This is a genomic window from Niallia sp. FSL M8-0099 (assembly GCF_038006945.1).
GTDB classification, from domain to species: domain Bacteria; phylum Bacillota; class Bacilli; order Bacillales; family Cytobacillaceae; genus Niallia; species Niallia circulans.
The window spans coordinates 1,401,145-1,414,007 of the sequence record NZ_JBBOWF010000001.1 but is presented as its reverse complement, the minus strand read 5'-3'; the positions used below and the strand labels follow the sequence as shown (position 1 = coordinate 1,414,007).

At 36.8% G+C, this 12,863-nt stretch carries 10 protein-coding genes; 1 reads left to right on the top strand and 9 read right to left on the bottom strand.

What is annotated here, in order from left to right:
• Positions 1-12: 12 nt before the first annotated feature.
• On the bottom strand, positions 13-936 hold the full coding sequence (locus NSQ92_RS06570; RefSeq protein WP_341152491.1) for a carbohydrate ABC transporter permease: 924 nt from the start codon (positions 934-936) through the stop codon (positions 13-15).
• Positions 937-1,204: 268 nt separating this feature from the next.
• Positions 1,205-2,470, bottom strand: coding sequence for an extracellular solute-binding protein (locus NSQ92_RS06565; protein WP_053215544.1), 1,266 nt, complete (start codon positions 2,468-2,470; stop codon positions 1,205-1,207).
• 224 nt (positions 2,471-2,694) lie between these two features.
• Here NSQ92_RS06565 and NSQ92_RS06560 point away from each other — a divergent pair, with 224 nt between their 5' ends.
• Complete coding sequence (locus NSQ92_RS06560) at positions 2,695-3,615, top strand: ArsR/SmtB family transcription factor (protein WP_047939948.1); 921 nt, start codon at positions 2,695-2,697, stop codon at positions 3,613-3,615.
• A 111-nt stretch (positions 3,616-3,726) separates the two neighbouring features.
• Here NSQ92_RS06560 and priA read toward each other — a convergent pair whose 3' ends face one another.
• From priA to NSQ92_RS06525, 7 genes are all read right to left on the bottom strand, one after another.
• On the bottom strand, positions 3,727-6,138 hold the full coding sequence (gene priA, locus NSQ92_RS06555; protein WP_047939947.1) for a primosomal protein N': 2,412 nt from the start codon (positions 6,136-6,138) through the stop codon (positions 3,727-3,729).
• A complete protein-coding gene (gene coaBC / locus NSQ92_RS06550; protein WP_061796745.1) occupies positions 6,135-7,349 on the bottom strand; it encodes a bifunctional phosphopantothenoylcysteine decarboxylase/phosphopantothenate--cysteine ligase CoaBC in 1,215 nt (404 codons plus the stop codon). Before coaBC ends, priA begins: the two co-directional genes overlap by 4 nt.
• Before the next feature lie 405 nt (positions 7,350-7,754).
• A complete protein-coding gene (rpoZ, locus tag NSQ92_RS06545) occupies positions 7,755-7,973 on the bottom strand; it encodes a DNA-directed RNA polymerase subunit omega (RefSeq protein WP_047939945.1) in 219 nt (72 codons plus the stop codon).
• A 3-nt stretch (positions 7,974-7,976) separates the two neighbouring features.
• On the bottom strand, positions 7,977-8,591 hold the full coding sequence (gene gmk, locus NSQ92_RS06540) for a guanylate kinase (RefSeq protein ID WP_047939944.1): 615 nt from the start codon (positions 8,589-8,591) through the stop codon (positions 7,977-7,979).
• A gap of 9 nt (positions 8,592-8,600) precedes the next feature.
• Positions 8,601-8,864 (bottom strand): extracellular matrix/biofilm regulator RemA, encoded by a 264-nt coding sequence (gene remA, locus NSQ92_RS06535; RefSeq protein WP_016201046.1) that lies wholly within the window; start codon positions 8,862-8,864, stop codon positions 8,601-8,603.
• A 60-nt stretch (positions 8,865-8,924) separates the two neighbouring features.
• Positions 8,925-9,797: a YicC/YloC family endoribonuclease gene (locus tag NSQ92_RS06530; protein ID WP_341152490.1), complete on the bottom strand. Its 873-nt coding sequence runs from the start codon at positions 9,795-9,797 to the stop codon at positions 8,925-8,927.
• A 317-nt stretch (positions 9,798-10,114) separates the two neighbouring features.
• Positions 10,115-12,793 (bottom strand): calcium-translocating P-type ATPase, SERCA-type, encoded by a 2,679-nt coding sequence (locus NSQ92_RS06525; RefSeq protein WP_047939942.1) that lies wholly within the window; start codon positions 12,791-12,793, stop codon positions 10,115-10,117.
• Positions 12,794-12,863: the final 70 nt, after the last annotated feature.

The following is a 12,863-nucleotide window of genomic DNA, read 5'->3' as shown; positions in this document are numbered from 1 at the left end:
TTCCTCCTTTAATTAATTCTTCTTCTCTCTTAAGAAAAAGAATTGTAATGATGCAACAACCATTATACAAAGTCCAAGAATAACCGCCATCGCAGACGAGATCCCCGCAATCGATTGACCTGAACCAAAGGCATTTTGCTGAATATCCATTAATAACACCCTTGTTGAATCTGTTGGGCCGCCACCTGTTAACATCAACGGCTGCCCATAGACGTTAAATTGAGCAATGGTTGTGATAACAACCGTATAAAGAATCTGACCTCTAATGCTTGGAAGGGTAATTTTCATAAACTTCTGAAAAGAAGAAGCTCCATCAATATCTGCCGCTTCATAATAATCTTTCGGAATACCATTCAATGCCGCTTGGTAAATGATCATATTTCCTCCAATCGTCCACCAAACTGTTACGGCTACTAGCGCAATCCACGCATAAGGCTGAGTACCAGTCCAAACGGTTTCCAGATTGAAAATATTATTAATTGGACCATATGTTACATTAAACATAAGCCCCCATATAATAATGACAGCGGAAATTGCAAACAACGATGGTAAATAGAATAATGACTGAAATACTTTCCACAGAACTGTTTTTGTGTTCAAAGCTGCTGCAAGAAGCAGAGGTACAATAATACAAAATGGGACAGTAAATAGAACAAATAAAAAGGTATTTTTCAACCCATTATGAAGTTGTTCATAAAAGACGGAGTCTGGTTGAAGTAATAATTCTTTATAATTATCCAATCCAACAAAAATTGGCGAACTAATTAAATCCCATTCTGTAAAAGAAATATAAACTCCAAAAAAGATTGGAATAAGAAAAAACACTCCAAAAATGATCAAATGAGGGGCTAAAAATAGCCATGGTGCAAAGGATGTATTCCTGGAGTTTTTTATTTTCATTTGTTTTACATTTTTCGTAGCGGGAACAGTTTCCATACGCCTACTTCCTTTCCTCTCGCTTCTATTAGAATAAGATTTTCATCTTATCTAGATTAAGCATACAGCCTAAATACCTCGATTCCCTGCTGCACTTTTGTTACTATATTTAGGCTGCTTGCTTTTTTATTTATTTAGCTGTTTGATATAAACTTCATCAAGAATTGCATAATTAATATGTCTCAATAGTAAACAACTACCTTTTTAAACAGTCAGCGGCTTCTCCAATCACCAGCTATAAGTAAGCGCTCTTATTTTTTAGCAAACATTAATTCGAATTATCTTTTTCTACCTTAGCAGATATTTCTTTTTCCATATCTTCTAATGCTTTATCTGTTTCTGTTTTGGAGAATACGACATCCCCAGCTTTAGAATCTAATAATTCTGAAACATAACCATTGTATTTATAGTCAAAGATTTTTAATGTTGCTTGTTGTTCAGGTGTTGCCAAGAAGAATGATTGTGGCATTGCTTTATATTCCTCATTTTCTAAAAGCGCAAGCGTTGCTGGATTTTGTCCCGATTTTGCCCATTCCATTGAATTATCACGAACCCAGTCTAAAAACTTCACAACAGCTTTTTCTTTTTCCTCCGTACGTGAGTCATCTTTCAGCATGACAAATTGGTGAGAAGAAGACCAGTTGACCGCTTTCGATAAATCATCTGATAATTGAGGCGCATTAGTTAATCCCCAATTTACCTTTGATTCTTTAATTTGGTTTTGCATCCAAATTCCTTCAGGAAGAAAAACAACTTTTCCAGTTAAGAACATTTGAGTTGGATCTTCTCCATCCTTTGTTGTATAACCTGCCTTTACATAATCTCTCCATAGATTAAAAGTATCTTTCGCTGCTTGGTTTACTAAAGTTGGTTGAATGCCATCTTCTGTTAACTCACCACCATTTTGTGCATACAAGGACAAGAAATTAGGCTTTAGCCATGTTACCCCTAATGCTCTGATTTTATCTTTTTGGGCTTTCTCGCCAACTTGTTTAATTTCATCAAATGTAACGATATTGTCATCCAATGCTGTCGGCAAATACTTATCAACTAAATCTTTGTTGTAGTAAAGTCCGAAAGTATGAATATCTAATGGGATACTATAACGCTCTGAATCTAGTTCTCCAATCTTCCAAGCTTCTGCTACATAGTTATCTGCTTTAATTTCCGGAAAATCAGCAAGCAAGTCATTATAAGAAGTTAACATATCATTATCTTTAAACTGTTTAATTCGTTCTGCATGGACAATCGTTAAATCAGGAATATTCTTTTTAGAGTTTACGATTGTTGGGATTTTCGTATACATATCTCCTTCTTTTAAAGAGACGTTTTTGATTTTGTACTCAGGATTCGTTTTATTATATTCATTTACCATCGCCTGCATATTTTTACCATCTGGACCAGTGAACGGATTCCAAAACGTAATTTCATTTTTGGCACTGCTACTTGCTTCCGAATCTCCACAGCCTGCTAAAATACCGATTGAGAGTCCAATCACACCAACATACTTCCAAAGCTTGCTCTTTGCCCCCACATTAATTCCTCCTTTTATTTAACTTATTACTTAACGAAATTCTTTAACTAAAAAGTTAAAGTTATTACTAATATTCTTATTACACTATTAATTTAACAACATAAGAAAGCGTTGTCAATCTTATTCAAACAATATTTTCAGTGTTTTCTATTGAAGTTAAACACTGTGGATGATAAAATAAACAGACAAGCTACTTTTTAACCATAAAGTTAAAGGAGATTGCTATGCAAATACAAATTTCAAAGGATTATTTTCACATTTATCAAGCACTTGCTAGTGAAACAAGAATAGAGATCATAGAAATTCTCGCCAAAAACAACATGAATATATCCGATTTAGCAAAACAATTAGGCATAAGCGCCGCCATCGTTACCCGTCATATTCAAAAACTAGAAGAAGCAGGAATTGTTAAATCGGAAAGAATCCCTGGAAAATCAGGACTGCAGAAAATTGTTTATTTAGCGATAGACAATATTGAAATTCATTTTCCAAGAAAAATATTTAAAGAATATCAACTCCACGAAACTGATTTAAAAATTGGTCATTATACAGATTTTTCTGTAAAGCCTACTTGCGGGATTGCAACAGAAAAAGAAATAATCGGAAAAGCGGATGATCCGAAATATTTTATGGACAGCCAAAGAGTGGACGCCCAGCTATTGTGGTTGTCTCAGGGGTTTGTAGAGTATAAAATCCCTAACTTACTTGGACCAAATGAAATTCCAGAAATGGTAGAAATCAGTTTGGAGCTTGCTTCTGAATTCCCACTTTCCAATAATGTTTGGCCGAGCGACATAACATTTTATTTAAATAATGTTAAGCTTGGCACATACACGGTTCCTGGTAATTTTTCTGATGTGAGAGGACGGTATACACCGAAATGGTGGAATGATAAATTCAGTCAGTACGGTTTGCTAAAAACAATCAGGGTGAATAAAATTGATACAGGCATTGATGGCGAACCCTTTTCCAGCGTAACGATTAATGAATTACAGCTCGAGAGCTCTTCTTTCCTCACTCTAAGAATTGCAGTTGAAGAGGAATCCGAAAGAGTTGGTGGGTTGACTTTATTCGGGGAACATTTTGGAAATCATAAGCAAAATATACAGATTGGCATTTATTATTTGGAGAAAGAAAATAATTAACGAAATAAAAACATGGGTAAGGTCATCGCCGGAGACCTTACCCATGTTTTTTATTACTATGGTCTTTATAGTTTTAATCTGAACAAACTGTTCGAATAGGCAAACAGAATATTACATCAATATAAACGGATTAACATCAATCGAAATCTGCAGGCCGTTTGTGCTTATTTCTGTTTGGTAATGATCTAAAATTGATTTTAAAACTTCTTCCAAGTTTGGTTCTTGTTTATACTTTATTAGGCATTGATAGCGATATTTATTTTTTATTCTTGCGATTGGTGATGCGACTGGTCCTAAAATAACTGTTTGCGGTGATAATCTATTTCGGACAATCTGGGTGATTTTTTCCGCAACCCCGACTACTTTCATTAGCTCTTCATGACTAATTGTAATCATCGTAAGAAAATAGTAAGGAGGATAAGCATGTTGTCTGCGAATCATCATCTCTGTTTCATAAAAACGGTCATAATCCTGTTCGCTCGCAAGCTCAATACTATAATGCTCAGGAGTATAGGTTTGAAAAATAACTTCTCCTTGTAATTCATGTCTGCCTGCTCTGCCGCTTACTTGGGTCAGTAATTGAAAGGTCTTCTCCGATGAGCGGAAATCTGGCAAATGAAGCATTGTATCAGCTGACAGTACACCAACTAGCGTAATTCTTGGAAAATCTAGTCCTTTGGCAATCATTTGTGTTCCCAATAAAATATCTGCTTCTCCCTCTTGAAATTTTTGCAGCAGCTTTTCGTGGGCTCCTTTTCGACTAGTTGTATCGACATCCATGCGAATAACCCTTGCTTCTGGGAGGATTTTTGTCAGCTCTTCCTCTACTTTTTGCGTCCCTGTTCCAAAATATCGAATATGCTCACTGCTGCATTCTGGACAAGTAGTAGGCGTATACGTTTCATATCCACAATAGTGACACTTCATCTGATTTTGAAAGCGGTGATAGGTCAAGCTAATATCACAATTTGGACATTTCACGACATAACCGCAATCACGGCACATGACGAAGGAGGAATGTCCCCGTTTATTTAAAAACAATACGGTTTGTTCTTTTTTTTCTAGGCGATCTTTCAGTTTTTCCAGCAATACTTCGGAAAACATAGAGCGATTGCCATTTCTCAATTCTTCTCGCATATCAATAATTTCCACTTTCGGGAGTGCTTGATTATTCATGCGATTAGGAAGAGACAATAAAGTATATACACCTTTTTGGGCTCTTGCAAAGCTTTCTAAAGATGGCGTGGCACTACCCAAAATAATCGGACATCCATGCTTTTTCCCTCTCTCGATCGCGACATCTTTAGCATGATAGCGAGGATTCTCCTCTTGCTTATATGTCATTTCATGCTCTTCATCAATAATGATAAGCCCGAGATTTGTAAATGGCGCAAAGATAGCAGATCTCGCTCCAACTACCACCTTTACTTCATTTCTTTGGATTTTCCGCCACTCATCATATTTTTCTCCCACCGATAACCCACTATGGAGAACGGCAACCTGATCGCCAAAGCGGCCTTTAAAACGATTGACCATCTGTGGTGTCAGCGCTATTTCCGGAACAAGGACAATTGCTTCTTCTCCCTTTGCCAACACTTTATCAATGGATTGTAAATATACCTCTGTTTTCCCACTACCGGTTACACCATACAACAGAAAAACATCATGCTGATTTTGTTCTACCGCCTGATGAATCGGCGCCACCACTTTCGCCTGATCATCGGTTAAAGGCAAGGCAAATGTTCTTTCAAACTCCCGCTCTTGATAAGGATCGCGGTATACTTCTTTTTCCATTTCTGCAAGAAGCCCTTTTTCGACTAGTCCTTTTATTACAGCTGTTGAAATACTCAATTTCGTAAGTAGTTGCTTTTGTTCGATTGGGTCTGGATGCTCACTAAAATAAACCAATAATTCTTTTTGTTTTTTAGCGTTTTTATTCAGCGATTCTTCATAATGAAGTAATTCTTCCCTATTTAGAAGAGGATAAATATGCTTTACCTTCTTCTTCTTGCCTCTTGATTGTACCTCATAGGAAACCTCGATTGTTCCTTTCTTCACTTCCTTTTGTAAGGAAGAAAGAGATACATTCTTTAACGCTTCCTCCCAAACCACTTCTTCCGTTTTAGTAAAAAGAGCGGCTACCCCTTCAGCCATCTTCTCTTCTTCCCTAGATACCTTTTTTACTTTACGCTCATATTTAGCTTTTAAAGCCGGTGGTAACATCGCTTGAAAAGCAGAAATCTTATAACAGAGCGTAGAATGGGACAACCAGTCAGCAAGAGATAAAAGTTCTTTATTTAAAACGGGCACTAAGTCCATCGGTTCTATAATTTTTTTTAATGATTTAAAGCTTGAGGATTCTTCTATGCTTTCCACAAAGCCTTGTACCTTTCTAGGACCAAATGGAACAATTACGCGCATCCCTGGTTGAATAACGTCTTCTAATTCTTTCGGAATTAGATAATCAAAGGGTCTGTCCGTTTGTTTTGCCGGTACATCGACAATTACTTTGGCTACCGTCATTTTTGAACAGCTTCCTTCATCTGCATTGCTTGTTCCAATATTTTTTCCGCTACCTCATCCTTAGAAAGAAGCGGTAATTCGATTGAAGTTCCATCTCTCTTATACATAGTCACAAGATTTGTATCGGTTCCAAAGCCAGAATCTTGTCTATTTACATTATTAGCCACAATCATATCTGCATTTTTCCGTTTTAATTTATCCATTGCATATTCAGCCATATTTTGTGTTTCCGCTGCAAAGCCAATGAGAATCTGCTGTTCTTTTCTTTTTCCAAGTTCGGATAAAATATCTTGGGTCCGCGTGAATTCAATTGTTTCTGGACCACTTTGCTTTTTCACTTTGTGGTCATAAACAATCGTAGGCTTATAGTCACTTACCGCAGCTGTTTTAATAATAATGTCAGCCTCTTCTCTGTATGTCATTACAGCGTTATACATCTCTTCCGCACTTTCCACTGAAATAACCTGAGCACCTTTTGGTGGAGTTAGATTTGTAGGTCCAGATATTAAAATAACATCTGCCCCATAGGCCATAGCTTTTTTGGCAATACTATATCCCATTTTTCCAGAAGAGTGGTTGGAAATAAAACGAACAGGATCAATTTTTTCGCGCGTTGGTCCAGCAGTCACGAGTACGGTTGTTCCAGTTAAGATCTTGTCCTTGTTATTATTGGAAAAATAATCCTCCATATGCTGAACAATCATTTCCGGTTCTTCCAATCTTCCTTTGCCTACATAGCCGCATGCTAAATAACCTTCGCCTGGGTTAATAAAGCGATAACCATAGTCATGAAGCGTGTTAATATTTTTAATAACGGCAGGATGATCATACATATGTACATTCATCGCTGGCGCAATCCAAACATCGCTTGTTGCTGCAAGTAAGGTTGTTGTAATCATATTATCCGCAATACCGTTTGCAATCTTTCCAATTACATTAGCCGTTGCTGGGGCTACTAAAATTAAATCAGCCCAATCAGCCAAATCAATATGTGCAATCACTTTTGGATCTTTTTCATCAAAGGTGTCTGTATATACTTCGTTTTTAGAGAGGGCTTTAAAGGTTAATGGATTCACAAATTCCATTGCTGATTCCGACATAATAACCTTTACATCTGCTCCCTTTTGCGTTAATTTACTAGTTAAAGCACATACCTTATATACCGCAATGCCCCCTGTTACACACAGAAGAATCTTCTTGCCATTCAACATCATGTGCCTCCTTCCTTTCTTTCTATTCTAAAGTTTATGATATAGTAATCGTATTATCAGCCAGATAAACCCTCTGCGACCGGATTAATTGAACCATTTGTAGCTGTCAGACAATATGAATCTTTTTTGTTCGTTAAGAGTGAGATATATTGTTTGTTTATGAATAAGTTCTAATGAATTGGCGAAGCAAGTTGCTAATAAAAAATGCGAGCAATCCTAAGCAGAAATTCTCCCACTTTGTTAAAATTAATATCCTTAAACTTCAGCCATATGTAAGATTTGTATTTCTTTTATTATTGTTAGCATATAATTAAATAATCATTATGTCCATGAAAAAAGACTTAGTAAATGGAATCATTCCTTTTACTTAAGCCTTTTATTTCGTACTATATGATAAAAATTTAATTATTCCTCGCTTGCACCATTGGGTGTATTTACACGATAAGTTAATTGATCTTTGTTGATTTCTTCTAATGCTTTCCCTACATTTTTATGAGAAACATATTTTGCTAATTGTGGTTTCGCATTAGTTTGTAGTTTTCTTGCTCTTTTTGCAGCAACAGATACTAATGAATATTTTGAATCGATTTTTGTCATTAATTTATCAATAGATGGATATAACATAGATTAATTGGCCTCCAGCATTTTTTTGTATTTTGGTTCTACTCTTTCTCTGCGACAATGCTCCGCAACAATGATTGCTTTTATTTTTTCACAAGCATTCTCTACTGTATCATTTTCTACGACATAATCATATAAGTGCATCATTTCTATTTCTTCTCTTGCCACATTCATGCGGTTGTTAATAATCTCTTCTGACTCGGTACCTCTTGTCACAATACGATTTTTCAACTCTGATAAACTTGGCGGACTCAAGAAAATAAATAATCCATCTGGAAACTTTTCGCGAACCTGCTTCGCGCCCTCTACTTCAATTTCTAAAAAGACGTCTTTGCCTTTTAATGTCGTTTCTCTAACGTAATCAACAGGTGTACCATAGTAGTTTCCAACAAACTCTGCATATTCTAGTAACTTTCCTTGTTCAATTAAATCCTCAAATTCTTCTCTTGATTTAAAGAAATAATCTACTCCATCTACCTCACCAGCACGCGGTGATCTTGTGGTCATGGAAATAGAATATTCAAAGGATGTATTTTTTTGTGAGAAGATTTCCTTTCTCACTGTTCCTTTCCCTACACCAGAAGGTCCAGACAAAACGATTAAAAGTCCCTTTTCTACCAAATTTTTCTCCTACCCTTCCTCTATGATCTCATCACGATCGTTTAAACGGTGTGCAACTGTTTCTGGTTGAACTGCTGAAAGAACAACATGGTCACTGTCCATCACAATAACAGCTCTCGTTCTTCGACCATATGTTGCATCTATTAAGGATCCTCTATCCCTAGCATCTTGGATAATACGTTTAATGGGAGCAGATTCTGGACTGACAATAGAGATAATTCTATTTGCAGAAACTATATTTCCAAAACCAATATTGATTAATTTTATGGACATTCGTCTTCTCCAATCTTATTATTTTTAGTTTTAACTAGGAAGATTTATTCTAAACCCTTTTTATTCAATATTTTGAATTTGCTCTTTCATTTTTTCTAAACAGCTTTTCATCTCCACCACATTTGCTCCAATATCTGCTGAATTAGCTTTGGATCCAATGGTGTTAACCTCTCTGTTCATTTCTTGAAGTAAGAAATCGAGCTTTCTTCCAATCGGGTTGCTTTCTTCCATAATTTGGTAAAACTGTCTAATATGACTATGTAATCTAACCAATTCCTCATTAATATCTGCTTTATCTGCAAAAATCGCCACTTCTGTAATAAGGCGTGCTTCATCAATCGGTTCCGTTAAATAGCTTTCTATTCTTGTCTTGAGCTTTTCACGGTATTGTGCAATCACTTCTGGTGCCAACGACTGTAACTTCGCAACTAGCTTTTCTATCTGCTTAAGATTGCTTTCTAAGTCTTTGGATAATTCCACTCCTTCAATAGTGCGCATCTTATTTAACTGGACAACCGCTTCTTCCATTGTAATAAGCAACACTTCTGATAGTTCTTCCATATCAAGCTCTCGTTCTACTATCTGAAAACACTCTTCTTGATTTAATAAATCACGAAGCGAGATGGACTCTTTGATAGAATATTTGTCTTTTAATTGGTGAAGCAATTGATAGTATTGATCAAGCAATGGCCAATCCACTATAATTTCTTGACCTTTTTTGTCTTCATCCTCTAATGTTACAAATACTTCGATTCTACCTCTATGTATATAGTTTGAAATAATTTTCTTTATTTGATTTTCCAAATATAGAAATTGCTTGGGCATCCGAATAATCTGATCGCTAAACCTGTGATTGACCGATTTTATTTCGATATGAAGTGTTGCATGGTGATATTGTTTTGTTGCTCTTCCAAATCCAGTCATACTTTTCATTATACTGACACATCCGTTTTCTAAAAAATGTGCGAATTAATGTTTGCTTGTGCTTTTTCCACAAAGTTTAATCGCTGCTAACCTCCAGCAAGAGTGCACTTCACTTTCCGCAGGCTTACGCTTATGCCTCTTCAGCTTTGCCTCAAGGATCTGACAATCCCCTGCCGTCTTCGTGTATTCACGCTGCTTTATTATTCGATCATTTCTCATTATACATTATATGGTTACTAACCTTTTAGAAATCAGCATTAAAAACAGCATCAAATAAATAAAAGGTAATAGAGTGGTCTCTACTACCTTTTGGATTATAACATATTTTATTTTGATTTACTTAATAAAAATGATCCTGCGAGTAAAAAAGTTGGTACAGAGGCGAATCCGATGATCATTGGCCAATCTTTCATTGCTATTGGCAGTGTATGGAAGATTTCTTGCAAGCCTGGCACGTAAATAACAGCAAGCGCCAATACTAAGGAAGAAATCACAGCCCAGACTAGATACATATTGCCAAACGGATTTCTTGAAAGAATGGATTTTTCACTGCGGCAGTCAAATACATGAATTAACTGGGCAAGTACTAATGTTATAAAAGCAACCGTTTGGGCATATTCAAGATTTTCTGGATTATTGTTATAGGCAAACATAAAAGCTAAAATAGTCGAAATACCGATAAGGAACCCGCGAGAGATAACCTTCCATCCAAGCCCTCTAGAAAATACACCTTCATTCGGACTGCGTGGTCCTCTTTTCATAACATTATCTTCCGGTCTATCTAAGCCTAAGGCCATCGCTGGTAATCCGTCTGTTACTAAATTCACCCATAAAATTTGAATAGGAACAAGCGGCAAAGGAAGTGCTAACAGCATCGCAAATAACATCACCAGTATTTCCCCAACATTTGAGGCAAGTAAATAACGGATGAATTTACGAATGTTTTCATAAATATTTCTTCCTTCTACAATAGCAGATTTTATACTCGCAAAATTATCATCCATTAATACTAAAGAAGATGCTTCCTTCGCAACATCCGTCCCTGTGATTCCCATCGCAATGCCGATGTCTGCTTTCTTTATCGCTGGAGCGTCATTTACTCCGTCACCAGTCATCGCAACTACATGCCCTCTATTTTGAAATGCTTGAACAATCTTCAATTTATGCTCTGGGGAAACCCGTGCAAAGACAGCAACATCTTCTACGATATCCTCTAATTCTTTTAAACTTAAATCTGAAAGCTCTTTCCCTTCCATTACTTTAGAGCGATTATTGGCAATGCCTAGCTGTTTCGCAATAGCATTTGCAGTAATAACATGGTCTCCTGTAATCATTACTGTTTTAATACCAGCTTCTTTACATTCTTTTACAGCTTGTTTTACTTCTGGTCTTGGCGGATCAATAATTCCTTGCAGACCAATGAAAATCAAGTCCTTTTCTGCTTCTCCTTCATGCATAATAAGAGTGTTTGGTGAAATTTCCTTATAGCCAATTGCAATGGTACGAAGCGCCTGGGAGGCTAAGCCATTGATCGCTTCTTGAACTACTTGCTTTTCATTATTTCCTAAAGCTTGTGAACGATTTTCAAAAAGAATTGATTTACTCTGACCAATTAAGACATCGGGTGCACCTTTAGTAACAACAAATTGACGTCCAGTTGGATCTTTTACCACAACACTCATCATTTTTCTTGTAGAATCAAAAGGGAATTCATTGACAATCGCAAATTGATTTAATAATTGAGCACGAGTGAATCCTGCTTTCATCCCTGCAACTAAAATTGCTCCTTCCGTCGGGTCCCCATTTAAAACATAATCGCCATCTTTTTGCAGAATCTCGGCGTGATTACAAAGCATTCCAAAGGTTAAAAGCTGCTGTAATGCCTTATCCTTTGCTGGATTTATTAATTGTTCGCCTACATAGTATTGTCCTTGCGGCTCATATCCAGTTCCATCTACCGTATATGTTTTTCCGCCGATCCAAGTTTTTGTTACTGTCATTTTATTTTGCGTTAATGTTCCGGTTTTATCAGAACAAATGACTGAAGCACAGCCAAGAGTTTCGACAGCAGGCAGCTTTCTGACAATGGCATTTTTGCGAATCATTTTCTGAACACCAAGAGATAGAGCAATGGTTACAATCGCTGGCAAGCCTTCTGGAATCGCGGCTACCGCTAATGATACACCTGCTAGTACCATTGTGTATAAATCATTCCCTTGAAGAACCCCAATCACCACAACTAATACGGTTAATAGTAATGCTGTGACAATGAGAATTTTCCCTAGCTGCTCTAAACGTCTTTGCAGCGGGGTGGTAACCGAATCTGCATTTTGCAGCAAATCAGCAATTTGCCCCATTGCTGTTTTCATCCCTGTCCCAATAACAACCCCGACACCACTTCCACGGGATACCATAGTTCCCATAAAGCCCATATTTTCCATATCACCAAGTGCTAGATTGTTATTTTTGATTGCAGATACTGTTTTAGGAACTGGCACAGATTCTCCGGTTAAAGCAGATTCCTCCACTTCCAGGCTTCTTGATTCAATAATTCTGACATCTGCTCCAATTCGATCCCCGCTCGCGAATTTTATGACATCTCCAGGAACTAGCTCTTTCGATAATAGACTAATCCATTCTCCATTCCGTAGTGCCTGAACATGAGGCTGTGATAATTCTTTTAAAGCAGATAAAGATTTTTCTGCTCTTATCTCTTGAAAAAATCCAAGAAAACTATTGAGAATGATGATTGCAATTATCGCAATTGCATCAATATATTCGCCTAATAAACCTGAAATAAGCGTGGCAGCTAAAAGAACGAGTACCATAAAATCCTTAAATTGACTGAAGAAAATAAGCAGGAGTGATTGCTTTTCTCCTTCCTCTAATTCATTGTATCCAAAGTTCTTTCGTCGCTTTTCCGCTTCTTCATCTGATAACCCAGCCGAAAAATCAGTATTCAATGTTTGTTCTACTTCTTTTTCGTTCATTTCATGATAGTTCATCCGGCCATCTCACTTCCCCCTTTTCATTCACCGTTCGCTATAGTAGCAGCGAAGAAATTCGTAGCTGTTT